Genomic DNA, 23,687 nt, shown 5'->3' on the forward strand with positions numbered 1-23,687 from the left:
TCGCGCCCGACGCGTCTCGTCCGGACGCGCCCGTCCGGCGAATCATCGATCCTGCGCCGCCGCCAGGTCGATCGATCCCGCAGCGTCCCCGGCCAGGATCGGGGGTACGCCCGCGCCGTTCGGCGCCGAATGCGGGGTGACAGGGTCCAGATCGGTTTCAGATCGGGACCATGCGGCGCATCCCTATGCTTGCGGCCTTGACGGCGCGGCGGGTTGAAAACAGGCTTACGCCCGCGTCGCGGCAGATCGATGCGCGGTCGTTGGGTCTGGCCGAAACATTGCATCAGGCTGCCGGGTCGGATTGGACTTCGAGCGCGGGGGCGGTCATGAAGAAATTACTGTCGATAACCATTTTTGGTCTTCTGACGATGGGCACTGCACAGGCCCAGGACAAAGGCGGACCGATCAAGATCGGTGTCTCGGCCGGCGTGACCGGGCCGTATGCAGCTTTCGGCGTGCAGGTGAAGAACGGCGTCAGCCAGGCGATCGAGGACATCAACAAAGCCGGCGGCATCAAGGGCCGGCCGTTCGAGCCGATCTACGGCGACGACGCCTCCGACCCGAAGCAGGGCGTGTCGATCGCCAACAAGCTCGCCGCGGACGGCGTGACGATGGTGGTCGGTGCCTTCGCCTCCAGCGTGTCGATCCCGGCCTCCGACGTCTACCTCGACGCCGGCATCGTCCAGGTCACGCCGTCCTCCACCAACGTGAAGTTCACCGAGCGCGGGATGTGGAACACCTTCCGCACCTGCGGTCGCGACGACCAGCAGGGCGTGGTGGCCGGCGCGTATCTGGCCGATCACTTCAAGGGCAAGCGGATCGCCTTCGTCCACGACAAGTCGTCCTACGGCAAGGGTTTGGCGCAGGAGACGCAGATGACGCTCAAGGCCAAGGGCGCCAAGGAGGTGCTGTTCGAGGGCGTCAACCCGGCCGAGAAGGATTACTCGGCGCTCGTGTCCAAGCTGAAGTCGGCCAATGTCGACGTGGTCTATTACGGTGGGTTCCACACGGAGGCCGGGCTGATCCTGCGCCAGATGCGCGACCAGGGCCTGAAGGCGACCCTGGTGGGCGGCGACGGCCTCGCCCCGAAAGAGTTCGTGCAGATCGCCGGCGATGGCGCCGAGGGCACGCTGATGACCTTCTCGCCGGACGCCCGGAAGAACCCGAATGCCCAGCCCGTCGTCGCGGCGTTCAAGGCCAAGAACATCGATCCCGATGCCTACACGCTCTATGCCTACGCGGCCGTGCAGGTGCTGGCCAAGGCCGCCACCGAGACCGGCTCGATAGAGGGCAAGGTGCTGGCCGACTGGCTGCACCAGGGCAAGACGATCGAGACCGTGGTCGGCCCGATCGTGTACGACAAGAAGGGCGACCTCACCCGGCCCGACTACGTGATCTACGCCTGGAAGAAGGGCGCCGACGGGAAGATCGACTACGCCGGCAACGAGCTGGCGCCGTAAAACCGGAGCCCCGCGAATTTCGGGGCTCCGCGCCCCGAGCCCCGCCGAGGGGCTGTGGGCCCTTCTGTAACCCCGGACCTCGGCGCGGATCCGGCGGGCCGGTACCTCTATCGGCCGAACGACTGAGGGGCGCAGAGGCCTTATGATCTCCCCTCCGCGTCCCGGCGCGCAGGGGAGATCCGATGTTCGACTTCAGCCAGCTCCGGTGCTTCGCCGCCGTGGCGGAGGAGCTGCATTTCGGGCGTGCGGCCGCCCGGCTGAACATGACGCAGCCGCCCCTGTCGCGGCAGATCCAGGTGCTGGAGCGGGTGCTCGACGTGCAGCTCCTGGAGCGCACCAGCCGATCCGTCCGCCTGACCGCGGCCGGGCGCAGCTTCCTGCCGGAGGCGCAGCGCATCCTGCGGCTCGCCGAGACCGCGACCCACGTCACCCGCCAGGTCGCGGCCGGGCGCGCGGGGGTGCTGAAGCTCGGCTTCACCGCGGCCTCGGCCTACGATGTCCTGCCCCGCCTCGTCACCGCCCTCCGGCGGGCGCTGCCCGACGTCACGCTGGCCCTGCGCGAGATGGTCAGCCGGGACCAGGTCGAGGCGCTGCTGGCTGGCCGCATCGATGCCGCCCTGGTGCGCCCGCCCATCGTCCATCCGGACCTGATCGCGGTGAGGGCGGTGGCCGAGCCCCTGGTGGTGGCCCTGCCGGCCGGGAATCCCCTGGCGGCGCGGGCGCATCTCGCCCCGGGCGATCTCGGCGGCGAGCCGTTCATCGCCTACGCGCCGAACGAGGCGCGCTACTTCCACGACCTGATCCTCGGCCTGCTCACGGAGGCGGACGTGGAGCCCCGGATCGTGCAGCGGATGACCCAGATCCACTCGATCCTGGCCCTGGTCCGGGCCGACCTCGGCATCGCCCTGGTGCCGGCTGCGGCCGAGCGCCTGCGCTTCGAGGGCGTGGCGTTCCGGCCGCTGGTGCTCCCGGCCCCCCGCCCCGCCGAGCTGGTCCTGGCCTGGCGGCGGGACGCGGACGAACCGCTGATCGCCCGGTTGGTCGCGATCCTGGCGGAGCTGCCCCCCGCCTGATCCAAGCGCCCCCGCCTGATCCAAGCGCCCGCGGCGTCGATGAGCCAAGCGCCCGCGGCGTCGATCGATGCGCCCGCGGCATCGATCGATCCAGCCTTTGGCTTTGACCTCCGGCGGAAAGGCTGCGCCTGATGGGCGCCCGACGGCCCGCAGAGGCCGGGGCCGCCAGGAGAGGGATCGCCGTGGACCGACTCACCAACCGCTTCAAGGCCGCCCTCGGCGCGGGGCGCCAGCAGATCGGCCTGTGGTGCAGCCTCGCCAGCCCGATCTCCACCGAGATCGTCGCCGGCGCCGGGTTCGACTGGCTGCTCCTCGACATGGAGCACTCCGCCAACGACCTGCGGGACATCTATGTTCAGCTCCAGGCCATGATGGAGAACGCCACCAACCCGGTGGTGCGGGTGCCGAGCGACGACCCCATCACCATCAAGCGCATCCTGGATGCCGGCGCCCAGTCGCTGATGATTCCCAATATCGACGATGCCGCGCAGGCCGAGCGGGTCGTGGCGGCGACGCGCTACGCGCCCCGCGGCATCCGCGGCTTCTCGCAGGCGCCCCGGGCCGCCCGGTTCGGGCGCATCCCGGACTACCACACCCGCTGCGAGGCCGAGATCGTCGTGATCGTGCAGGTCGAGTCCCGCCGCGCCCTGGACAATCTGGACGCGATCGCCGCCGTCGAAGGCGTGGACGGCGTGTTCATCGGGCCCGGCGACCTCTCCACCAGCCTCGGCCATCTCGGCCAGCAGGGTCACCCGGAGGTGGTCGCGACCATCGAGGCAGCCATCGGCCGGATCGTGAAGGCCGGCAAACATGCGGGTATTCTCACGCCGAGCGAGGAGCTGGCCAAGCGCTACATCGCGGCCGGCACCCGGTTCACCGCGGTCGGCTCGGATCTGGGGCTGCTGGCCCGCAACGCCGAGGCCCTGGCCGGGCGCTTCCGCACCGAAGGCTGAGCGGGGAGCGTCCGATGCAGGCCGAGATCGACAGCGCGACCCAGAATCGCCCGACGCAGGATCGCCCGGACCTCGAGCGCCCGGCCGGGGACGCGCCGCGCACGATCCGGCTGAGCGAGCACGACAACGTCGCGATCGTGGTCAACGCCTTCGGGCTGCCGGCCGGCACGGTGTTCCCGGACGGGCTCGCGCTCGTCGAGTTCATCCCGCAGGGCCACAAGGTGGCGCTGTCCGACATCCCGGAGGGCGGCGCGGTGCGCCGCTACGGCGAGGTGGTCGGCATCGCCACGCAAGCGATCCCGCGGGGCGCCTGGGTGGAGGAATCCCGGGTCGCGACCCCGGTCGCCCCCGCCCTCGACGCCTTGGAGCTGGCGACCCGGGTGCCGGCGCCCCTGCCCCCGCTCGAGGGCTACACCTTCGAGGGCTACCGCAACCCGGACGGGTCGGTGGGCACCAAGAACATCCTGGCGATCTCGATCAGCGTGCAATGCGTCGCCGGCACCCTCGACGTGGCGATCCGGCGGATCAAGCAGGAGCTGCTGCCGCGCTTCCCCAACGTCGACGACGTGGTTGGCCTCACCCACGCCTATGGCTGCGGCGTCGCCATCAACGCCCCCGAGGCGGTGGTGCCGATCCGGACCCTCCAGAGCCTCGCGCAGAACCCGAATTTCGGCGGCGCGGTCATGGTCGTGGGGCTGGGCTGCGAGAAGCTCGTCTCGGAGCGCCTGCTGCCCGACGGCGGCGCCGCCGGGGACGGGGTGGTCCGGCTCCAGGACGAGCGCCACCGGGGTTTCTCCGCGATGCTCGACAGCATTATGGCGATGGCGGAAACCCGCCTGGAGGTGCTGAACCGGCGCACCCGCGAGACCTGCCCGGCCTCCGAACTCGTGGTCGGCCTGCAATGCGGCGGCAGCGACGCCTTCTCGGGCGTCACCGCCAACCCGGCGCTCGGCTACTGCGCCGACCTGATCGTGGCCTGCGGCGGCACCGTGTTGTTCTCCGAGGTCACGGAGGTCCGGGACGCGATCCACCTCCTGACCCCCCGGGCGAAGAACCCGGAGGTGGCCCAGGCCCTGATCCGCGAAATGGCCTGGTACGATGCCTATCTCGCCAAGGGCGAGGCCGACCGCCGGGCCAACCCGTCGCCCGGCAACAAGAAGGGCGGCCTCAACAACATCGTCGAGAAGGCCCTGGGCTCGGTCGCCAAGTCCGGCACCGGTGCGATCGCCGGGGTGCTGGCGCCGGGCGAGCGGGTCCGCGAGAAGGGCCTGATCTTCGCCGCGACCCCGGCCAGCGACTTCGTCTGCGGCACGCTCCAGCTCGCCTCGGGGATCACCCTGCAGGTGTTCTCCACCGGCCGCGGTACGCCCTACGGTCTCGCTCAGGCCCCGGTGATCAAGGTCGCGACCCGGACGGAGCTGGCCGAGCGCTGGTCCGACCTGATCGACCTCGATGCCGGCCGGATCGCCACCGGCGAGGCCACGATCGAGCAGGTCGGCTGGGAGCTGTTCCACCTGATCCTGGACGTGGCGAGCGGGCGCAAGCGGCCCTGGTCCGACCATTGGGGCCTGTTCAACGATCTGACCCTGTTCAACCCGGCGCCGATCACCTGAGCCCAGGCATGCGCGGCGCGGCGTCGCAAGCGCGGCCGGACTCTGCTAGGCAGCCGGCATCGTGAAGCCGCTGCCGATTCCCACCCCCCGGGCCGTCCTGTTCCGCGTGCACTGGGCGCTCGGCCTCACCGCGGGGTTCGTGCTCGCGCTGATGGGCCTGACCGGCGCGCTGATGAGCTACGAGGAGGCGATCACAGCCTTCGCCAACCACGACCGGACGCGGGTCGAGGCGGCGGATCGGGTGCCGCTCGCCCCCACCGCCCTCGCCGCCCGGATCGACGCGCAGGCGGGCGGCCGAATCGTGAACGTCCTCACCCTGTCGGACGACCCGAACGCGAGCGTGTTCGTGCGCTTCGCCCGCGACCCGGAGACCCGGGCGCGGCCGCCCTCGGCCTATGCCGATCCCTATGACGGTGCGGTGCTGGGCCCCGTCCGGCTGGAGGCGGCCTTCGCGACGGTGCGGGACCTGCACCGCTGGCTGCTGATCCCCGGCGGGTCCAAGGGCTGGGGCCGGACCATCACGGGCGCCTGCACCCTGGCGCTGATCGTGTTCCTGGCCACAGGCCTCTACCTGCGCTGGCCCAAGATCCATCGCTGGCGGATCTGGCTGAAGCCGAGCCTGTCGCGGCCGGGCCGGCCGCGCTGGTGGTCCCTGCACGCCGTGGCCGGGACCTGGCTGACGCCGGTCTACCTGGTCATCGCGCTCAGCGGCCTGACCTGGTCCTACCCGGCGTTCAAGGACGGCGCCACCTGGCTGCTCGCCGGGACACCGGAGCGGGCGAAGCCGGCCCGCATGGCCGGCCACCGGGAGGCTTCTCCCGTGCCGGATTCCCGGCCCGACGCCGTCGACCGTGCCTGGACGGCGTTCCGGACCGGAGAGGGTCACGAGGCCGGCCTCGTGACCCTGACGCTGCCGGGGGCCGACACGGGGGCGATCCGCATCCGCTGGCTGCCCCGGGGTGTCGTGTCCCTCAGCGCCCGCAGCGAGGCGCGCTACGACGCCGCCACGGGCGCCTTCCTGTCGGCCGAGCACGCCGCCGACACGCCGCTTGGCCGCCAGATCCTCCAGTCCATCCTGGAGGTGCATCGCGGCCGGTTCTTCGGCGACCTGTTCGCCCTGCTGTTCTGCGTGGCCGCGCTGGCCATGCCGGGCTTCGCTGCCACCGGCCTGACCCTCTACATCCTGCGGCGCGCGGCGGCCCGCCGGCGCGCGCCGGTCCGCGCCACGGTGCCCATCCGCGAAGCGACTCCCCGACGCGAGTCCGTCGGCGGCACCGGCCGATCGTAGACCCGAGAAGACCGGATTCCCAAAGGGCTCAGCCCTTTGACGGCGTTCAGGGGCGGGCCCCCTGAGGCAGCCGGGCTTCGCCCGCCCTCAGGGCTCTGACCTGGACCCGCACAAGGTCTTGGACCTTCTGGAGCCCTGACTTCGGCCGGTCTCCCTCACATCCGCGCGGTGATCGTTGCCAGTACGGTGAAGGGCGCGCCGGGGGTGTTGTTGAACTGATTGAACGGCTGCTCGATGTAGCGTGCGTTCGTCAGGTTCCGGATGTTGACCGCGAACCGGTAATGCGCGTCGATGTCGTAGTACACGGCTGCGTCGACCCGATTGTACGCCCCGACCTTGTAGCTGTTGTTGAGGTCGCCGAAGCGCTGGCCGACATGGGTGACGCCGATGCCGAGCCCGAGACCGCGCAGGGAGCCGGCCTGGACATCGTAGGTCGTCCACACGCTGCCGCTGAAGGCCGGCGCGCCCACGAGGCGGTTGCCGACCGCGAAGACCCTGTCCTTGGTGATCCGCGCATCGAGATAGCCGACGCCGCCGATGACCTTCCAGCCCGGAAGGATCTCGCCGGCCAGGTCCGCCTCGACGCCCTCCGAACGCTGCTGGCCGGTGATCACCGAGAAGCCGGTGTTGACGGGATCGTTGCCGGCGACGTTGTCCCGGGTGATCCGGAAGGCGGCCGCGCTCAGGGTCAGGTCGGGGTTGATGTCGATGCGGGTTCCGACCTCGAGCTGCTCGCCCGTCTCGGGCGCCGGGTTGACGACGTTGAGGACGTTCGCGGTCTGTGGCGCGAAGGACGTGGCGTAGCTGGCATAGACCGTCAGCGGCTCGAACGGCCGATAGATCAGGCCGACGCGCGGCGAGGCGCCGAACAACTCCTGCTCCGGCGGCTGGGTCTTCGAGCCCGGTACGCGGGCGAAATAATATTGGGTGCCGAGATCGAACCGGGCGCCGAGCACGAGCTGCAACTGGGGCGTGAGTGCGATCTGATCCTGCAGGTAGAACCCGAACAGTTCGAGCCTCTGCTTCAGGTCTTGCTGGAGCGAGAGAGCTCCGGGCGTGCCGCCGAAGACCGGGTTGAGGAAGCTGACCGGGGTGTAGGTGCCCTGCTGGGAATAGGGGTGGCGGAAGCCGTTGGTGTACTCGAACCCCACGAGGGCGGTGTGGGAGAATCCGAGCGTGTCGAACTTCATCACCGCTTCGGTCTGCGTATCCACGGCTGCGAAATGCGAATCGACCGAGGCGTCGCGCCGCGTGACCTGGGTCCCGGCGTTGTTCACCCCGGTGGCACGGGCCGTGAACAGGTTGAACGCCCCCCACTGCCCGTTGATGACTTGCCGCAGCGTCAGGTTCTCGTTGACGTCGTGTTCGGCCCGCATCGTGATCCCGTTGACCTCGCCGTAATAGCGCGAGGACGGCTCGCCGTAGTAGCGGCGGATGTTGTCCAGCGGCACGCGTCCGCGGAACGCGATGAGCCCCTCGTCGTACTGGGTGCGCTGGCTGGTGGCCTCCGCGTTGATGTAGACCCTCGTGTCGGCGCTCGGCGTCCAGCTCAGCGCCGGCGCGATGAAGACGCGCCGGTTGGTGTTGTCCCCGATATTGCGGAAGGTCGGGTCCTCCTGCGCGGCGAAGGTGAGGCGGGCGGCCAGCCCGTCGATGGACGGGATCGCGCTCGAAACCGAGCCCTGGAACCGCCGGAAGCCGAAGCTGCCGCCCTGGACGCTCGCGTCCGCGGTCGGCTCCAGGGTCGGCCTGCGGGTGACGATGTTGACGACTCCGCCCGGGTCGCCCCGACCGAACAGCACCGAGGCCGGCCCCTTGATCACCTCGACCCGTTCGGCATTCGCGAGGTCGCGCTCCACCGGATAGAAGTTGATCGCCGGATTGGTCAGGATGCCGTCGACGGCGAAGAGCTGCGTGGCGAAACCGCGGATGACGTAGTTCTGCGAGCGGCCCTGTACGGTGCTGCCGGGCGTGACGTTGCTGACATTGGTGACGGCATCGGTCAGGCGCAGGTCCTGCTGGTCCGTGATCACCTGGCGCGGGACGACGGTGATCGATTGCGGCGAGTCCCGCAGGGGCGTGTCGGTCTTGGTCGCGGTCGCCGAGCGCGTGGCGCGATAGCCGACGACCGGCCCGTCCGCCCGCTCGACCGCGGGGCCCGTGCCGGTGACGCTCAGTTCCGAGAGGACGACCTCATCCTGGACCGGGCTGGATTGTGCGTGGGCGACAGTCGTCGATGCCGCAAGCAGAGTAAAAACCAGCCCGTATCGCTTATTGGTTGCGCAATTGCGGTCCAAAGTTGCGACGACGGCGCGGATCGATCGGCCTTGAGGCATAGTTTCGAGTCATTCTTAAGAAGATCGTCGCGTCGAGGCGCCCTGGTCTGTGCGTACGATTGCCAGCCTGATTCAATGCGTGATTGTAATTGAATGCCTCGGAGCCGCAGGAACTCACCGGACGTGTCCGGTGCGTCACACATCCCTTTGGAATGGTTTTAAACCTTGCGGATTATGCAGACTTAAACGTGCGCAAATGGGCAAGATACACGTCCAGGCGTTGATGCGGATCATGCTGGGACGGAGATCGACATGCGCGCCTGTCGGCCTCTTCGAATCAGGCGCGCGCTCACTTCGTCCGAGTCCTTCGCGCCCGCCGCCGTCCGTTCGGATCGGGGGCCGCCCGGAGCGCCCGTCGCGGCTGGCCCGGCGCGACGCGCCTCACCGATATCCGGGCCTGCGCGCTGCGCAGCACCGCGAGCCGGCAGCCGCGCAGCGTGAGCGCGCCCGGTGGCCCGTTCCGGATCGATACGTCCTCGGATGTGCCGTCTTCGCCGTCGGCGAACCTGCCGGCGCGGATCCGGGTAGGCCTGTCCGGCGGTTCCTGCGGTTTCGTCCGCCGATGAGGGTCAGCGGTCCGGTCGCGGCGTGCCCGGGGCGGCCCGCGGCAGGCGGCCGTCGAGCCCGGTCGCCAGCAGGGCGTGGAGCTGGGCGACCGCGGGGGCCGGATCGTAATCGGGCAGGATCGCGCGGCCGACGATGATCCCCTTCATCAGCGGGGCGACCAGCCCGTAGAGCCGGTCCGGGTCGCAATCCGGGCTGGTGGCCAGCGCCGAGAAGGTTTCGGTGAACCAGTCCCGGGTCTCCGCCTCAGTCCGGGCGGTCAGGTCGGAGATGGCCGGGTTGCGGGTGGCTTCCGACCAGATCTCCATGCGCAGCACCGCGGCTTCCCGGGTGATCGACACGAAGTACCGCGCGATGAGGTCGAGTAAGGCTGCGCGCGGGTCGCCGCTGTGCCCCATCTCTTCGACGAGCAGGATGCCGCGCTCGCGCTCGCGCTCGACCAGCCCGACGACCAGGGCCTCCTTGGACTCGAAGTAGCGGTAGAAGTTGCCCGGGCTCATCGCGGCCTCGCGGGCGAGGTCCTGCATCGTGGCGCGGTGGAAGCCGTTGCGCACGAAGCAGGCTTCGGCGGCGTCGAGGATGTGCGCGCGCCGCGCGGCCTGGCCGCCGCGCGCCTCGGCGGCGGCCGGCACGCTCACGGGGCGAACTGCGCGACCGCGGCGACGCGGCTCTGGTCCTTCGCGGGGATGGTGGCCGCACAAGCCTGGGCGGTCTGGCTCATGTCGGCGCACAGGCGCGCCTGCCAGCCCTTCGGACCCGCGCCGGTCCAGCTGATCAGCGCCATCCAGGCGAGAACCAGAACGGCGGCGAAGGTGAGGTTCGACGGGGTGCAGAAAGCCCGGACCGTCGCGAGGAGGCGCGCCGCGCCGGTTCCGGACGGGTCGAACCGGTCCTCATCCAGATCCGACCAGCGACCTTCGAGCGACAGAGCCATGGCTCACTCCTGCGTGCCTGACTGTCGTAATGAACGTTCATTCTCGCGTCAATGAACGTTCGTTCTCGCAGGCTGGGATGGGCGGGCCGTCGGTCGATATGGTTTCCGGATGGTTGTACCGTGCCGTCCGACCGGTGCGATGCCCCGTCACTCGACACTCGGTACTCGGCTCCGCGCCCGGGGCTCTGCCAGCCGGTCTCAGGCGAGCCGCGCCACCCGGGGCCAAGGGCGCTGCCCCGGCCCTGGGAGGCGCGCCGGGTTCAGGCGTGCCCGGCCGGCTTGAGGGCCCCAGTCCGGTCGTGGAAATCCGGCCCGTTGATCGTCCGGGCGACGTGCCCGGCGCGGATCAGGTAGTCGCCGAAATGCTCGCCGGGGTTCCGGCCCTTGGCGAAGTCGGCGAAGAGCGGATCCAGGGTGTCGCGGATGTCCGAGGCCGCCACGTCCTCCTTGTAGAGCTTGCTCAGGCGCGAGCCGTCGAAGGCGGCGCCGAGATAGAGGTGGTAGCGCTCGGGTCCCCGGCCGACGAGGCCGATCTCGGCGATGAACGGGCGGGCGCAGCCGTTCGGGCAGCCGGTGGAGCGGATCGTGATCTCCTCCTCGGCGAGCCCGTGCGTGGCCAGGCTCTGCTCCAGCTCGGTCATCAGATCCGGCAGGTAGCGCTCGCTCTCGGCCAGCGCGAGGCCGCAGGTCGGCAGCGCCACGCAGGCGATGGAGTTGCGCCGGAGCGCGCCCGCGCCCTTGGTGATGCCGTACTGATCGACCAGCGCCTCGATCTCGGCGCGCTTCTCCGCCGGCACGTTGGCGACGATCACGTTCTGGTTGGCGGTGAGGCGAAAATCGCCCGCGTGCACCTGGGCGATCGCGCGCAGGCCGGTGAGGAATTGCGGGCCGTCCTCGTAATCCTTGATCCGGCCGGACGGGACGTAGAGCGTCAGGTGGTGGCGGCCGTCGTCGCCCTCGGTCCAGCCGAAGCGGTCGCCGTTGTTGGTGAAGGTGAAGGGCTTCGGCTCGCCGAGCGTCTTGCCGATCCGGGTCTCCACCTCGGCCCGGAACGCCGCCAGGCCGTAGCGCTCGATCGTGTACTTGAGCCGGGCGTTCTTGCGGTTCTTGCGGTTGCCCCAGTCGCGCTGGACCGTCATCACGGCCTCGGCGACCTTGATGGCGTCCTCGGACTGCACGAAGCCCATCACGTCGGCGGTGCGCGGGAAAGTCTCGGGCTCGCCATGGGTCATGCCCATGCCGCCGCCGACGGTGACGTTCCAGCCGGTGACCTGGTTCTTCGTGTCCAGGATGGCGATGAAGCCGAGATCGTGGGCGAAGATGTCGACCTCGTTGGAGGGCGGCACCGCCACGACGATCTTGAACTTCCGCGGCAGGTAGGTGCGGCCGTAGACCGGCTCGACCTCCTCCTCCTCGCCGCCGACCACGCGCTCGCCGTCGAGCCAGATCTCCCGCCAGGCGCTGGTCTTCGGCAGCAGGCTGTCCGAGATGTCCTTGGCGAGGGTGTGGGCGGCCTTGTGGGCGCCCGCCTGAGCCGGGTTGGTCGCCGCCATGACGTTGCGGTTGACGTCGCCGCAGGCCGCGATCGTGTCGAGCAGGGCCGCGTCGATGGCCGCCATCGTGCGCTTGAGGTTCGACTTGATCACACCGTGATACTGGAAGGTCTGGCGCGTGGTCGCCCGTAGGGCGCTGCCTGCATACGTCACCGCGATGTCGTCGAGGACCAGCCACTGCTTCGGGCTGATCACGCCGCCGGCGATGCGCAGGCGGATCATGAAGCTGTAGGCCTTGTCGAGCTTCTTCTTGGTCCGCTCCGGGCGCAGGTCGCGGTCGTCCTGCATGTACATCCCGTGGAACTTCACGAGCTGCCCGTCATCCTCGGAGATCGCCCCGGTGGCGTGCTTCAGCAGGCCGTCGGCGAGGCCGCCGCGGAGATAGCCGCTGGCGATCTTGATGTGCTCGTTGGCGGCGAGCTGGGCCGCGCGGGCCGCCTCGGCATCGGTGATCGGCCGGTCCTTGGGCGGAGTCTCGTAGACGCGGGCGGCCGGGGTCTGCGCCAGGGCCCGGGTGTCGGCGTCGTCGCGGGGGCTGTGGTCGTCCATGAGATCACTTCCAAAGTCTCGACTACGTCTCCGCCCCCCGATGCGGGCGGGATAGTCCCAAAGTCCGGCTTCAAAAGGTCCGAGACCTTTTGCGGGTGCAGGGCGGAGCCCTGCGGGGTGGGGCTAGGCCCCGATCCATCAGGGCTCCGCCCTGACAACCCACCAAAGCGCGACATGCCCTTTGGAAACCCAGATCTACCCGTGCTCCGTCGGCATACGCTCTAGTAGACGTCCTGCTGGTAGCGGTGGCTGCGCTCAAGGGCCGCAACCTGCGCCTCGGCGTCGGCCGGGCTCAGGGATTTGGCGATTTCGTAGGCCCGCACAACCGCGGCGCGGACGTCCTTGGCCATATTCTTGGCATCGCCGCAGACGTAGAAATGGGCGCCGCCCTCCAGCCAGGAGACCAGCTCCTGCGCGTGGTGGGTGATGCGGTTCTGCACGTAGATCTTCTCCGGCTGGTCGCGGGAGAAGGCGACGTCGATCTTCGTCAGCGAACCGTCCTCCAGGGCCTCCTGCCATTCCAGCTGGTACAGGAAGTCGTGCAGGAAGTGCCGGTCGCCGAAGAACAGCCACGCGCGGCCGGGGGCCTCGATGGCGCGGCGCTCCTGCACGAAGGCGCGGAACGGGGCGACGCCGGTGCCGGGGCCGACCATGATGATGTCGGTGGCCGGATCCTGCGGCAGGCGGAAGTGCCGGTTCGGCTTCAGCCGCACCCGCAGCTTGGCGCCGTCCCGGATCCGGTCGGCCACATGCACGGAGGCCACGCCCGAGCGGGTCCGCCCGTGGGTCTCGTAGCGGACCGCCACGATGGCGAGGTGGACCTCGTCGCCCACTTCCTTGCGCGAGGACGCGATCGAGTAGGCCCGGGGCGGCAGCGGCCGGGTGATGGTGTTGAGGTGCTCGGCCGTCAGCGTGGCCGGGAAGGTTGCGAGCAGGTCGATCAGGTGCCGCCCCTCGATCCAGGCCCGGGCCTCGCCGCTGTCGATCAGTTTCTGCGCGTCCGCGTGGCCGGTCGCCTTGGCGAAGCGCTCGATCGTGGCGGCCGACAGCGTGGTGATGTCCCGCTCGGCGAGCAGCGCCCCGCGTAGCGCGTCGTCTTCCGAAAGCCCCGCGGCATTCAGGATCTCGTCCACGAGCTGCGGATCGTTCTCGGGGAAGACCTCGAGCGAATCGCCGGGCTCGTAGGCGGGCGCGCCGTCCTCGAAGGCCAGCGCCAGGTGGATCGTCTCCTTGTCGGAGCGCGACGAGTTGAGGTTCACGTGCTCGACGACCTCGACCACCAGCGGCTCGCGGCTCGGCTCGGCCTCGTCGTCCTCGCCGGCGGCGGTGCGGGCGAAATCCACCGCCACGACGTTGTCGGGCGTCTCCGCCGGGGCGAGGGCCTTGAGGGTGTTCTTGATCCAGTCGGCGGCCGGCTTCTCGAAGTCGAGGTCGAGGTCGGCGCGCTTGGCGGCGCGCTGGCCGCCCAGCGCCTCGAAGCGCGCGTCGAGCGCCTTCCCGATGGCGCAGAACTCGACATACGAGGTGTCGCCCAGCGCCAGGACGGCGAAGGGGACGCCGTCGATGCGCGGGGCGCCCTCCCCCATCAGTTCGCCGTAGGCCCGCACGGCCCGCGCCGGCGGCTCGCCTTCGCCCCAGGTCGCCGCGATGGCGATCAGCTTGCCGGCCTTGGGCAGGCTCGCCAGGTCGAGGTCGGAGAAGTCTACGACCTTCGGCTTGAACCCCTGCTTGCGCGCCAGCTTGGCGACGTTGCCGGCCAGCGCCTCGGAGTTCCCCGATTCGCTGGCGTAGAGGATCGTCAGCGGCTCGGCGGCCTTGGGCGGGGCGGCCGGGATCGCGGCCGGCTGCCCTCCGGCGGCGTCGAGGCCCGCCAGGAAGCCCGCGAGCCACGCGCGCTGCACGGGCGTCGCGCTGCCGAGCACGGCATCGAGGCTGGCGCGCTCGCCGTCGCCGAACGGGGCGGTGCGCGGAAGGAGATTCTGGCGTGCCATCAGGGGACCATGTCGTGGCCTACGAGGCCGGTGTCAATCGAAAACGTTCTTTTTGCAGAACGCGCCTGAACTAGGATATTGCATTCGTTGCGCCGCAATAAAAGAGAAGATCATTCTCCAACCACGGCGAGGACCGGACCGGTGCCGGGGAGGTGGCGGCCGGTTTTCGGGGGTGCCGGCAGCGGCAGGGCGGTGGTGGACTTCACCTTCTCCATGGCGAATCGCGAGGTGACGTTCTTCAGTGGCAGCACCGCGATAAGCTGCTTGTAGAAGCTGTCATAGGCCTGCATGTCGGCAACCACGACGCGCAACATATAATCCACGTCGCCGGCCATCCGGTAGAATTCCAGCACCTCCGGCATGGCCGAGATGGTCGCAGCGAAGCGCTGCAGCCATTCCTGGGAGTGGTCCGCGGTCTCGATCGAGACGAACACGGTGAGGCCGAGGCCGAGCTTCACCGGGTCGAGCACCGCCACCCGCCGGTCGATCACGCCGTCGGCCTCCAGCTTCTGGATGCGCTTCCAGCACGGCGTCTGAGACAGGCCGACGCGCTCGCCGATCGCCGCGATGGAGAGGGTCGCGTCCGCCTGGAGCAAGGCGAGAATCTTGAGATCGATGGCGTCCAAAGTCGTCTCCGTGGGATCCTTCCACGCTGGGCCGCGCGCGGGGAGTTTAGGCGTTTCTGAGGGCCGCCGAGAAGAATCTTTTGTCGTGCGGGGTCTCGGGCGCGGAGGAACGGGGTGCGCCACCGCACGCCAGGCCACCCGGATATGCCCGACAAGCACCCCGAGCTGCCTTGACTTCGTTCGTTATAGCGAACATTTCGACCCGACGACAACTGGGTGCGGCGTGATCCGCGCCCTTATCCCACGCACCAACCTCAGGACATGTCGCGATGACCCGTCCGGACCGAACGATGGCCGAGTCCCTGTCCGAGCGGCTGTCCGGGCTCGATCTGCCAGGTCGCCTCCACCTGATTGCCGCCGAGATCCCGGGCCGGCTCGTGTTCACCACGAGCCTCGGCGTCGAGGACCAGGCGCTGACCCACGGGCTGGCGATGGCCGGGCTGGCGAAGGGCCGCGTCGAGATTGTCACCCTCGATACCGGCCGGCTGTTCCCGGAGGCCTACGACACCTGGGCCGAGACCGAATCGGCCTACGGGATCCGGATCGGCGCCTACGCGCCGGAGCGGACCGCCGAGGAGGCCTTCGTGCGCGACGAGGGCATCAACGGCTTCCGGCGCTCGGTGGCGGCCCGGCAGGCCTGCTGCGGGTTCCGCAAGGTCGAGCCGCTCGGCCGCGCCCTCGAGGGCGCGAGCGGCTGGCTCACCGGCCTGCGCGCCGGCCAGTCGGCCAACCGCGCCGAGACGCCGCTCGCCGAGTTCGATCCCGCCCGCGGCCTGATCAAGCTCAACCCCCTGGCCGACTGGTCCCGGGCGCAGGTCGACAGCTTCGTGCGCGAGAACTTCATTCCCTACAACGTCCTGCACGATCGCGGCTTCCCGTCGATCGGCTGCGCTCCCTGCACCCGCGCCGTGAAGCTCGGCGAGCCGGAGCGCGCCGGGCGCTGGTGGTGGGAGCAGGAAGAGAAGAAGGAGTGCGGCCTGCATGTCGGGCAGCCCTCCGCGTCGATCCAGCCGGGCCAGGAGCCCGCCATCTTCGAGAGCACCCCAGACGTGAAGACCCGCCAGCCGGAGTTCGCCCGATGAGCGCAGCCCTCGCCGCCGCGGTGCCGACGGGCGCCCCCGCCTCCGCCGACCGCCTTAGCCACCTGAAGCGGCTGGAGGCCGAGAGCATCCATATCTTCCGGGAGACGGTCGCCGAGGCCGAGAACCCGGTGATGCTCTACTCGATCGGCAAGGATTCCTCGGTGCTGCTGCACCTGGCCCTCAAGGCCTTCGCGCCGGGCACCCTGCCGTTCCCGCTGCTCCACGTCGACACGACGTGGAAGTTCCGCGAGATGATCGCCTTCCGCGACGCCCGGGTGAAGGAGCTCGGCCTCGACCTCCTGGTCCACACCAACCCGGACGGGCTCGCCCGCGGTATCGGGCCGGTGAGCCACGGCTCCGAGGTCCACACCGACGTGATGAAGACCCAGGCGCTCCGTCAGGCGCTCGACACGTACAAGTTCGACGCGGCCTTCGGCGGTGCCCGCCGCGACGAGGAGGCGAGCCGGGCCAAGGAGCGGATCGTCTCCTTGCGCACCGCGCAGCACCGCTGGGATCCCAAGCGCCAGCGCGCGGAGCCCTGGCACCTCTACAACCTGAAGAAGAAGCGCGGCGAGTCCCTGCGGGTGTTCCCGCTGTCCAACTGGACCGAGCTCGATATCTGGCTCTACATCGAGCAGGAAAAAATCCCGATCGTGCCGCTCTACTTCGCGGCCGAGCGCCCGGTGGTGGAGCGCGACGGCCAGCTGATCATGGTCGACGACGACAGGCTGCCGCTGGAGCCCGGCGAGGTTCCGCAGCAGCGCCTCGTCCGCTTCCGGACGCTCGGCTGCTACCCGCTCACCGGCGCGGTGGAGAGCGACGCGGCCACGCTGCCCGAGATCGTCGGCGAGACGCTGGCGGCGCGCACCTCGGAGCGCCAGGGCCGGGTGATCGACAAGGACGGCGCGGGCGCCATGGAGCGCAAGAAGCAGGAGGGGTATTTCTGATGACCGTGCACCAGGCTCCCACCGCGTTCAGCGACCGTGCCGCCACCTATCAGGCATTCCTGGCCGCCCACCAGAGCAAGGCCGTGCTGCGCTTCATCGCCTGCGGCTCGGTGGATGACGGCAAGTCGACCCTGATCGGCCGGCTGCTGCACGACACCAAGCAGATCTTCGACGACCAGATCTCGGCGCTCCAGCGCGACTCGCGCCGCCACGGCACGCAGGGGCAGGAGATGGACCTGGCGCTGCTCGTCGACGGCCTCCAGGCCGAGCGCGAGCAGGGCATCACCATCGACGTCGCCTACCGGTTCTTCTCCACCGACAAGCGCTCGTTCATCGTGGCCGACACCCCCGGTCACGAGCAGTACACCCGCAACATGGCCACCGGCGCCTCGACCGCGGACGTGGCTGTGATCCTGGTCGACGCCCGGCAGGGCCTGATCCGCCAGACCCGGCGCCACGCCCTGCTGGTCTCGATGCTGGGCATCCGCCGGGTGGTTCTGGCGGTGAACAAGATGGACCTGGTCGGCTGGTCGCAGGACACGTTCGACGCGATCCGCTCGGGCTTCACCGAGTTTGCCCGCGATCTGAACTTCGCCGAGATCAAGGCGATCCCGCTCTCGGCCAAGAACGGCGACAACGTCGTGGAGCCCGGCATCGCCACCCCCTGGCACACCGGCGGCACCCTGCTCGACTACTTGGAGACCGTTCCGGTGCACGCGGAGGCGCTCAACGCCCCGTTCCGCATGGCGATCCAATGGGTCAACCGGCCGAATTCCGAGTTCCGCGGCTATAGCGGGCGGATCGCCAGCGGCCGGGTCCGCCCGGGCGACGCCGTCACCATCCAGCCCTCCGGCCGGACCTCGACGGTGGCGCGGGTCTACACCGCCGACGGCGACCTTGCGGAGGCCGGCGAGGACGAATCGGTCACCCTGGTGCTGGCCGACCAGATCGACGCCTCCCGCGGGCAGGTGATCGCGGCATCCGGCGCGCCCCTGCGGGTCGCCGAGAGCTTCGACGCCCGTCTGTTCTGGGCGGCCGAGACCGAACTGGCGCCGGGGGCGAGCCTGCTCGCCAAGATCGGCACCGCCACGGTCAACGCCACCGTCGAGCGGATCATCTCCCGGATCGATCCCGAGACCGGCAAGCCGGGCCCGGCCGAGCGCCTTACCGCCAACGACATCGCGGACGTGTCCCTGCGCCTCGACCGTCCGGTGGCGGTGGATGCCTACGCGGCCAACCGCGAGACCGGCAGCCTGATCCTGATCGACCGCGAGACGACCGACACCGCAGCGCTCGGGCTGGTCCTGGCGCCCAAGGGCGAGGCTGCGCCAGCGGCCTCCGCCGCACCGCCTGACGAGAAGGCCCCCGGCCTGCTCGGTCGCCTCGGCCGCCTGTTGGGGCGCTGAAGCCAAGGTCCCGGATCCACAGGGTCCGGGACCTTGGCGGGTTCAGGGCGAAGCCCTGGGATCGGGTTAGCCCATTGGGGTCCCTGACCGTCAGGCCGCTTCCGAGACCGCGCCGAGCCCCCAGGCCTGCGCCAGCTGCGTATAGGAGTCGTGCCGCGCCGCCTGGTCGGGGATCGCCGTGACGATCATCAGTTCGTCGGCCTGCGTCCGCGCCACGAGGTCCATGAGCCGCGCCCGCAGGGTCTCCGGCCCGCCCACATGCAGCTTGTCGCGGCCGCGCTCGATCTGGGCCCGCTCGGCATCGGAATACGGATAGGCGAGCGCTTCGTCCAAGCTCGGCAGCGGCCGGTACTCGCCGCGCTCCCGTCGCAGGGTCGACAGGCGGGCGCTCGCGGCCTGGCGCTCGGCCTCCGCGTCGGTGGCGGCGCAGATCGCCGCCACCGCGAGGATCGCGTGGGGCTGTGTGCCCAGCCGCGTCGGCCGGAACAGGCGGCGATAGGCCAGCATCGGGGCCTCGGCCGGCATCCCGGAGAAGTGCTGCGCGAAACCGAAGCCGCAGCCGATGTCGCCGGCGAGCTGGGCGCTGTAGTCGGACGATCCGAGCAGGAAGATCGGCGGCAGCGGCACGCCGGACGGGCTCGCCTGGATCTTCCCGAACGGGTGCCCCTCCGGGAAGCCGCCGTCCCAGAACAGCAACTCCTGCAGGCGGTCGAGGAAGTCGTCGTTGCCCCCCTCGCCGGGCGCCTCCCGGCGGCGCAAGGCCCGGGCGGTGAGCCCGTCGGTGCCGGGCGCGCGCCCGAGGCCGAGGTCGATCCGGCCCGGAAACAGGGCCTCCAGCACTCGGAACCGCTCGGCCACCATCAGCGGTGCGTGGTTCGGCAGCATGATGCCGCCCGATCCAACCCGGATCGCCCGGGTCGCGGCGGCGATCTGGCCGATCATGATCTCGGGGGCCGGGCTCGCCACGTTGGGCAGGGCGTGGTGCTCGGCCAGCCAGTAGCGCCGGTAGCCGAGACCGTCGACGTGGCGCGCGAGCGCCAGCGTGTCGTGCAGCGCCTGCGCCGGGGTCGAATCGGCGCTGACGAAGGAGAGGTCGAGGACGGAGAGCGGTGTCATGGTTGGGAGATAGGGAGGCGGGCTGGCCGGTGCGAGGGCCCGTCGAGGGGCCGATGCCCGTGCTGCACGCGACGCAGGTCGCTCTCAGTTCGTCCCGCCTGCTTGATCCCCGCCCTGAAACAGGGTCTCGAAGTCTCGGCCGCCGTAGAAGACGTTGACGATCTCCACCCGATCGCCGTTGACGTGATAAGCGATCACAGCGGATCGTTCGAACGATACCGTCCGCAACCCGGGCTCCAAATCGTCGCGCGGGCGAGCACCATGGGGTGCGTCGCCGACACGTTCACAGCGGCTGACGAGCCGGTTCAGAAACCGGTCGGCAACGCTCGGGTCGCGGCTCGCCTCGTAGACCCAACGGTAGATCTGCAGCAGATCGAACTCGGCTTCCGCACGGAAGACGACCCTAAGGCGTCGCATTCCGGTGGGCCTTCACGGTCTCGGCATGAAGGGCCTTGATGTGAGCTCGGACCTCCTCGACGCTCAGCGGCGGCCGCGGGTCGTCGAGGGAGCGGCGGATGCGGGCGCGCATCGCGTCGAGACGTTCGGCATCCTCCTGGCGCCGGCTCTGCCAAGCCTGCACCGCGTCCTCCAAAACCTCGCCGAGCGAGGCGTATTCGCCGGCCTCGACGCGCTCGCGCAGGGTGCGGACCGTCTCGGGAGGCAGCGTGACGCTGATCGTCTCGGCGGGTGGCATGACTCGGCCTCTTCACTCGGCCTCTTCGGATCGGCACGATCCTAGCATGAAAACCGGGCTGCCGCGCAGCCTTGTCCGCACCGCACCGTCGGCCTAGGGTCCCGGCCGCATCGCGGGCGCCCGAGATCGCCTCGCCCTCACGGAGATCGACACATCATGGCTCTCCTCGCCGACGTCCTCTCGCGGGTGAAGCCGTCCGCGACCATCGTGATGACTCAGAAGGCCCGTGACCTGAAGGCCTCCGGCGTCGACGTCATCAGCCTGTCGGTGGGCGAGCCGGATTTCGACACGCCGGACCACATCAAGCAGGCCGCGATCGAGGCGATCCACCGCAACGAGACCCGTTACCCGCCGGTCTCGGGCATCGCGCCCCTGCGCGAGGCGATCGTGCGCAAGTTCAAGCGTGAGAACGGGCTCGACTACAAGGTCTCGCAGACCATCGTGGGTACCGGCGGCAAGCAGGTGCTCTACAACGCCTTCCTGGCGACCCTGAACCCCGGCGACGAGGTGGTGATCCCCCGCCCCTACTGGGTGTCCTACCCCGAGATGGTCGGGCTCTGCGGCGGCACGCCGGTCTTCGCCGACACCGACATGGAGCACGGCTTCAAACTTCAGGCCGAAGAGCTCGACCGGGTCCTGACGCCCAAGACCAAGTGGATTGTCCTCAACTCGCCGTCGAACCCATCCGGGGCCGCCTACACGCGCGACGAGATGAAGGCGCTCACCGACGTGCTGCTGCGCTATCCCGACGTCCACATCCTGACCGACGACATCTACGAGCACCTGACCTACGGCGACTTCGCCTTCGTCACCCCGGCCCAGGTCGAGCCGCAGCTGATCGCGCGCACGCTGACCATGAACGGCGTCTCGAAGGGCTACGCCATGACCGGCTGGCGGATCGGCTACGCGGCCGGGCCGGAGACGCTGATCAAGGCGATGGATTTCGTCCAGGGACAGCAGACCTCCGGGGCGAGCACGATCGCGCAATGGGCGGCCGTGGCTGCCCTCGACGGCCCCCAGGACCACCTGGCGAAGTTCCGGGCGGCGTTCCAGGGCCGGCGCGACCTCGTCGTGTCGATGCTCAACCAGACCAACGGCCTGACCTGCCCGACGCCGGAGGGCGCCTTCTACGTCTACCCGTCCTGCGCGGCGCTGATCGGCAAGAAGACCGAATCCGGCAAGACCATCGAGACCGACGAGGATTTCGTCACCGAGCTGCTCCAGGCCGAGGGCGTGGCCGCCGTGCACGGCTCGGCCTTCGGGCTCGGCCCGAACCTGCGCATTTCGTACGCCACCTCCAACGCCGTGCTGGAGGAGGCCTGCCGGCGCATCCAGCGGTTCTGCGGCTCGCTGCGGTAAGTCCCGCCCCTACGCAAGACTCAAGGGAGCGGGCCGGTCCATGGATTGAAGATCGGGACGCCGGTCTGCGCGAAGTCCGAGGTGTTTCTCGTGGCTAGTGTCAGTCCTGCATCCAGGGCCGTTGCGGCGATCAGCAGGTCCGGCTGCGAGAACGTGTGCCCGCGTTGCCGGCCCTCTTCGACCAGAAATCGCCAGTGCACGATCACGTCTTCGTCGAGGGGCAAGATGCGTCGCTCGAACATCGGCCTGAGCCGGTGCGCGAGCTAATCGGCCAGGTCCGTCCGACGGGCTCCGTCAGCGAGCCGCTCGATCCCGAAGCGGAGTTCTGCGAGCGTTACGCAGCTCACGAAGAGGGGGTCGAGCGGTTGGGCGGCGACGAAGGCCACGACCCTCTGCTCGGGTCGCGGACGGCGTAACTCAGACAGGACGTTGGTATCGAGCAGCCAGCGAGTCACAAGCCGACATCGCGAACCGGCATCACCACAGATTCGGGCTCAAGATCGATGTCCCGGTGGGGTGAGGCTTGCAGCGCATCGATGAGCGACTGGCCCGTCGCAGGTCCGGTGAGCCGACGGAACTCCTCAGCGGAGATCACGACGACGGCCTCCCGGCCTTGGACAGTCACATGCTGCGGGCCATCGCTCCTGACTCGCCGAACGAGTTCGCCAAACCGGCTCTTGGCGTCCTGGAGGCGCCAATGCCTGGGCTGCTCGGGCGGATGCTCTGCACGATGGGCCATGCTTGGAAGATTATCGGCGTGCCGTGTGATCGTAAAGGCGATCCCGGATCGTGGAGCACGTGATGACATCGTGAGCGCGCCGGCTACCATTGTCCCGGCAGCGCATTTTCGGAGCCTCCCATGCCCACCATCGCGGTGATCGCCCCTGGCGCCATGGGCAGCGCCATCGGGGCGCGGCTGGTCGAGCACGGCGCCCGCGTGCTGACCGCGCTCGCGGGGCGCAGCGCGGCGAGCCGGGCACGCGCCGAGGCCGCCGGCCTGGTCGATGCCGATCTGGCCGACCTCGCGGCCGCCGACATCCTGCTGTCGATCGTGCCGCCCGCCGACGCGGAGGCCTTGGCTCACCGCCTCGCCTCCGTACTCACGGCGGCGCGGCGCAAGCCGGTCTACATCGACGCCAACGCCGTCAGTCCGGACACGGTCGGGCGCATCGCTGGGATCGTTGCGGCGACGGGCGCGCCCTTCCTCGACGGGGCGATCCTGGGCCTGCCGCCGAAGCCCGGCAGCATGGGGCCCCGCGTCTACGTCTCCGGGGACGATACCGCGCCGGCGATGGCCCTGCGCGCGTTCGGGCTGGACCTGCGCGTCTGCCCCGGGCCGGTCGGCGCGGCCTCCAGCCTCAAGATGAGCTATGCCGGCCTCAACAAGGGCCTGACGGCGCTGGCCGCCCTCATGGTCCTGGCGGCCGAGCGTGCCGGCGCCGGCGCCGCGCTGCTCGACGAGCTCGCCGAGAACGAACCGGCGCTGCTCGCCCGGTTCGCCAAGGCCCTGCCCGACATGGCGCCGAAGGCCTATCGCTGGGCACCCGAGATGGGCGAGATCGCCGATTTCCTCGGGCCGGACGCGGCTGGGCGACAGGTGTTTTCAGGTTTTGCCGATCTTTACGCGCGCCTGGCTGCGGGGTCGGAGGACACCGAGATCGCCGCGCTGATGCGCTTCGCCGCGGCCGCTGCGGCGCGCTGATCGCCGCGGGGGCGCCGAATCGGCCGTCGCTCTGTTGCCGGCTTGGCTGCCATTCTCTACACGAGCGGTCTCCCGCGGCCGATGCGCCTGAAGGTTTCGCGAGCCCGCTCGGGCCTGCATGGTAGCGGGGCCGGCAGTGACGGGGTGGTTCGGACCAGTTCTCTGGACCAATCCTGTGAGGCTCAGTGGGCCGAGTCGCTGCAGGAGTGTCGGGAGCGCGGGGAACAGGAACCGCGGGCTCGGCGCAAGGCCCACAAAGATTTCCGTTCGCTATCGGCGTCGACAGGTGCCCGCGGCGGCATCCGGGCAGCCCGATCCGACGCCTCGCCCGATCCGGCGCCCTGCCCCGATCCGGGACGATGCAACGCCAGGCGGTTGCAGCTTCGTTCACGCTCCCGCGCGATGATGCGATAGGGCCGGGATCCGGTCCGGCGTAACCGC

General features: G+C 69.8%; 22 protein-coding genes. 10 read left to right on the forward strand and 12 right to left on the reverse strand.

The window, feature by feature from the left end; all coding sequences use genetic code 11:
• Positions 1-368: 368 nt before the first annotated feature.
• The 5 genes from AC0IY0_RS14410 to AC0IY0_RS14430 all read left to right on the forward strand — a co-directional run bounded on the left by AC0IY0_RS14410 (position 369) and on the right by AC0IY0_RS14430 (position 6,387).
• Positions 369-1,460, forward strand: coding sequence for a branched-chain amino acid ABC transporter substrate-binding protein (locus AC0IY0_RS14410; protein ID WP_246692282.1), 1,092 nt, complete (start codon positions 369-371; stop codon positions 1,458-1,460).
• A gap of 182 nt (positions 1,461-1,642) precedes the next feature.
• A complete protein-coding gene (locus tag AC0IY0_RS14415) occupies positions 1,643-2,533 on the forward strand; it encodes a LysR family transcriptional regulator (protein WP_147940021.1) in 891 nt (296 codons plus the stop codon).
• Positions 2,534-2,715: 182 nt separating this feature from the next.
• Entirely contained in the window at positions 2,716-3,486 is a 771-nt protein-coding gene (locus AC0IY0_RS14420; RefSeq protein ID WP_147908413.1) for an HpcH/HpaI aldolase family protein, read from the forward strand.
• 14 nt (positions 3,487-3,500) lie between these two features.
• The gene (gene garD / locus AC0IY0_RS14425) at positions 3,501-5,099 is read left to right on the forward strand and encodes a galactarate dehydratase (RefSeq protein ID WP_246692281.1); all 1,599 of its coding nucleotides are present in this window, start codon (positions 3,501-3,503) and stop codon (positions 5,097-5,099) included.
• 61 nt (positions 5,100-5,160) lie between these two features.
• Positions 5,161-6,387, forward strand: coding sequence for a PepSY-associated TM helix domain-containing protein (locus AC0IY0_RS14430; RefSeq protein WP_246692280.1), 1,227 nt, complete (start codon positions 5,161-5,163; stop codon positions 6,385-6,387).
• Between the two features lie 155 nt (positions 6,388-6,542).
• Here AC0IY0_RS14430 and AC0IY0_RS14435 read toward each other — a convergent pair whose 3' ends face one another.
• The 6 genes from AC0IY0_RS14435 to AC0IY0_RS14460 all read right to left on the reverse strand — a co-directional run bounded on the left by AC0IY0_RS14435 (position 6,543) and on the right by AC0IY0_RS14460 (position 14,940).
• A complete protein-coding gene (locus AC0IY0_RS14435; protein ID WP_471764230.1) occupies positions 6,543-8,723 on the reverse strand; it encodes a TonB-dependent siderophore receptor in 2,181 nt (726 codons plus the stop codon).
• A gap of 569 nt (positions 8,724-9,292) precedes the next feature.
• Positions 9,293-9,925 carry a TetR/AcrR family transcriptional regulator gene (locus tag AC0IY0_RS14440; RefSeq protein ID WP_471764232.1) on the reverse strand — a complete coding sequence of 211 codons (633 nt, stop codon included), beginning with the start codon at positions 9,923-9,925 and terminating at the stop codon, positions 9,293-9,295.
• Positions 9,922-10,221: a hypothetical protein gene (locus tag AC0IY0_RS14445; protein ID WP_147908411.1), complete on the reverse strand. Its 300-nt coding sequence runs from the start codon at positions 10,219-10,221 to the stop codon at positions 9,922-9,924. The genes AC0IY0_RS14440 and AC0IY0_RS14445 overlap by 4 nt, the downstream gene beginning before the upstream one ends.
• A 260-nt stretch (positions 10,222-10,481) precedes the next feature.
• Positions 10,482-12,323 carry an NADPH-dependent assimilatory sulfite reductase hemoprotein subunit gene (locus AC0IY0_RS14450; RefSeq protein ID WP_471764233.1) on the reverse strand — a complete coding sequence of 614 codons (1,842 nt, stop codon included), beginning with the start codon at positions 12,321-12,323 and terminating at the stop codon, positions 10,482-10,484.
• A 221-nt stretch (positions 12,324-12,544) separates the two neighbouring features.
• A complete protein-coding gene (locus AC0IY0_RS14455) occupies positions 12,545-14,314 on the reverse strand; it encodes a diflavin oxidoreductase (RefSeq protein WP_471764235.1) in 1,770 nt (589 codons plus the stop codon).
• A 110-nt stretch (positions 14,315-14,424) separates the two neighbouring features.
• Complete coding sequence (locus AC0IY0_RS14460) at positions 14,425-14,940, reverse strand: Lrp/AsnC family transcriptional regulator (RefSeq protein ID WP_147857649.1); 516 nt, start codon at positions 14,938-14,940, stop codon at positions 14,425-14,427.
• A gap of 269 nt (positions 14,941-15,209) precedes the next feature.
• Between AC0IY0_RS14460 and AC0IY0_RS14465 the strand changes: the two genes are divergently transcribed.
• From AC0IY0_RS14465 to cysN, 3 genes are read left to right on the forward strand one after another with little or no spacing between them, the layout of a single operon-like run.
• Positions 15,210-16,022 carry a phosphoadenylyl-sulfate reductase gene (locus AC0IY0_RS14465; protein ID WP_471764237.1) on the forward strand — a complete coding sequence of 271 codons (813 nt, stop codon included), beginning with the start codon at positions 15,210-15,212 and terminating at the stop codon, positions 16,020-16,022.
• Positions 16,019-16,969 (forward strand): sulfate adenylyltransferase subunit CysD, encoded by a 951-nt coding sequence (cysD, locus tag AC0IY0_RS14470; protein WP_147908407.1) that lies wholly within the window; start codon positions 16,019-16,021, stop codon positions 16,967-16,969. The genes AC0IY0_RS14465 and cysD overlap by 4 nt, the downstream gene beginning before the upstream one ends.
• Complete coding sequence (cysN, locus tag AC0IY0_RS14475; RefSeq protein WP_471764238.1) at positions 16,969-18,375, forward strand: sulfate adenylyltransferase subunit CysN; 1,407 nt, start codon at positions 16,969-16,971, stop codon at positions 18,373-18,375. Before cysD ends, cysN begins: the two co-directional genes overlap by 1 nt.
• Positions 18,376-18,465: 90 nt before the next feature.
• On the opposite strand, the gene AC0IY0_RS14480 is transcribed toward cysN, so the two are convergent.
• The 3 genes from AC0IY0_RS14480 to AC0IY0_RS14490 all read right to left on the reverse strand — a co-directional run bounded on the left by AC0IY0_RS14480 (position 18,466) and on the right by AC0IY0_RS14490 (position 20,185).
• Positions 18,466-19,491 carry an LLM class flavin-dependent oxidoreductase gene (locus tag AC0IY0_RS14480; RefSeq protein WP_471764239.1) on the reverse strand — a complete coding sequence of 342 codons (1,026 nt, stop codon included), beginning with the start codon at positions 19,489-19,491 and terminating at the stop codon, positions 18,466-18,468.
• An 84-nt stretch (positions 19,492-19,575) separates the two neighbouring features.
• Positions 19,576-19,908, reverse strand: coding sequence for a type II toxin-antitoxin system RelE/ParE family toxin (locus AC0IY0_RS14485; RefSeq protein WP_147908404.1), 333 nt, complete (start codon positions 19,906-19,908; stop codon positions 19,576-19,578).
• Positions 19,895-20,185, reverse strand: coding sequence for a ribbon-helix-helix domain-containing protein (locus tag AC0IY0_RS14490; RefSeq protein WP_147908403.1), 291 nt, complete (start codon positions 20,183-20,185; stop codon positions 19,895-19,897). Before AC0IY0_RS14490 ends, AC0IY0_RS14485 begins: the two co-directional genes overlap by 14 nt.
• 156 nt (positions 20,186-20,341) lie before the next feature.
• On the opposite strand from AC0IY0_RS14490, the gene AC0IY0_RS14495 reads away from it, so the two are divergent.
• On the forward strand, positions 20,342-21,544 hold the full coding sequence (locus AC0IY0_RS14495; protein WP_147908402.1) for a pyridoxal phosphate-dependent aminotransferase: 1,203 nt from the start codon (positions 20,342-20,344) through the stop codon (positions 21,542-21,544).
• A 20-nt stretch (positions 21,545-21,564) separates the two neighbouring features.
• On the opposite strand, the gene AC0IY0_RS14500 is transcribed toward AC0IY0_RS14495, so the two are convergent.
• The 3 genes from AC0IY0_RS14500 to AC0IY0_RS14510 are packed head-to-tail and all read right to left on the reverse strand — an operon-like array spanning position 21,565 to position 22,373.
• On the reverse strand, positions 21,565-21,786 hold the full coding sequence (locus AC0IY0_RS14500; protein WP_348642423.1) for a PIN domain-containing protein: 222 nt from the start codon (positions 21,784-21,786) through the stop codon (positions 21,565-21,567).
• A gap of 21 nt (positions 21,787-21,807) precedes the next feature.
• Positions 21,808-21,999 (reverse strand): PIN domain-containing protein, encoded by a 192-nt coding sequence (locus AC0IY0_RS14505; RefSeq protein WP_348642422.1) that lies wholly within the window; start codon positions 21,997-21,999, stop codon positions 21,808-21,810.
• Positions 21,996-22,373, reverse strand: coding sequence for a type II toxin-antitoxin system Phd/YefM family antitoxin (locus tag AC0IY0_RS14510; RefSeq protein ID WP_471764240.1), 378 nt, complete (start codon positions 22,371-22,373; stop codon positions 21,996-21,998). The genes AC0IY0_RS14505 and AC0IY0_RS14510 overlap by 4 nt, the downstream gene beginning before the upstream one ends.
• Positions 22,374-22,403: 30 nt before the next feature.
• Here AC0IY0_RS14510 and AC0IY0_RS14515 point away from each other — a divergent pair, with 30 nt between their 5' ends.
• A complete protein-coding gene (locus tag AC0IY0_RS14515) occupies positions 22,404-23,246 on the forward strand; it encodes an NAD(P)-dependent oxidoreductase (RefSeq protein ID WP_471764243.1) in 843 nt (280 codons plus the stop codon).
• Positions 23,247-23,687: the final 441 nt, after the last annotated feature.

The organism is Methylobacterium sp. AC315, assembly GCF_979253755.1.

Bases quoted from the DNA above. Each gene is read 5' to 3' on its own strand.
- AC0IY0_RS14410 (WP_246692282.1), top strand. From the start codon at position 369: ATGGGCACTGCACAGGCCCAGGACAAAGGCGGACCGATCAAGATCGGT.
- AC0IY0_RS14415 (WP_147940021.1), top strand. From the start codon at position 1,643: ATGTTCGACTTCAGCCAGCTCCGGTGCTTCGCCGCCGTGGCGGAGGAG.
- garD (WP_246692281.1), top strand. From the start codon at position 3,501: ATGCAGGCCGAGATCGACAGCGCGACCCAGAATCGCCCGACGCAGGAT.
- AC0IY0_RS14435 (WP_471764230.1), bottom strand. From the start codon at position 8,723: ATGCCTCAAGGCCGATCGATCCGCGCCGTCGTCGCAACTTTGGACCGC.
- AC0IY0_RS14445 (WP_147908411.1), bottom strand. From the start codon at position 10,221: ATGGCTCTGTCGCTCGAAGGTCGCTGGTCGGATCTGGATGAGGACCGG.
- AC0IY0_RS14450 (WP_471764233.1), bottom strand. From the start codon at position 12,323: ATGGACGACCACAGCCCCCGCGACGACGCCGACACCCGGGCCCTGGCG.
- AC0IY0_RS14455 (WP_471764235.1), bottom strand. From the start codon at position 14,314: ATGGCACGCCAGAATCTCCTTCCGCGCACCGCCCCGTTCGGCGACGGC.
- AC0IY0_RS14465 (WP_471764237.1), top strand. From the start codon at position 15,210: ATGACCCGTCCGGACCGAACGATGGCCGAGTCCCTGTCCGAGCGGCTG.
- cysD (WP_147908407.1), top strand. From the start codon at position 16,019: ATGAGCGCAGCCCTCGCCGCCGCGGTGCCGACGGGCGCCCCCGCCTCC.
- cysN (WP_471764238.1), top strand. From the start codon at position 16,969: ATGACCGTGCACCAGGCTCCCACCGCGTTCAGCGACCGTGCCGCCACC.
- AC0IY0_RS14480 (WP_471764239.1), bottom strand. From the start codon at position 19,491: ATGACACCGCTCTCCGTCCTCGACCTCTCCTTCGTCAGCGCCGATTCG.
- AC0IY0_RS14485 (WP_147908404.1), bottom strand. From the start codon at position 19,908: ATGCGACGCCTTAGGGTCGTCTTCCGTGCGGAAGCCGAGTTCGATCTG.
- AC0IY0_RS14490 (WP_147908403.1), bottom strand. From the start codon at position 20,185: ATGCCACCCGCCGAGACGATCAGCGTCACGCTGCCTCCCGAGACGGTC.
- AC0IY0_RS14495 (WP_147908402.1), top strand. From the start codon at position 20,342: ATGGCTCTCCTCGCCGACGTCCTCTCGCGGGTGAAGCCGTCCGCGACC.
- AC0IY0_RS14500 (WP_348642423.1), bottom strand. From the start codon at position 21,786: ATGTTCGAGCGACGCATCTTGCCCCTCGACGAAGACGTGATCGTGCAC.
- AC0IY0_RS14510 (WP_471764240.1), bottom strand. From the start codon at position 22,373: ATGGTAGCCGGCGCGCTCACGATGTCATCACGTGCTCCACGATCCGGG.
- AC0IY0_RS14515 (WP_471764243.1), top strand. From the start codon at position 22,404: ATGCCCACCATCGCGGTGATCGCCCCTGGCGCCATGGGCAGCGCCATC.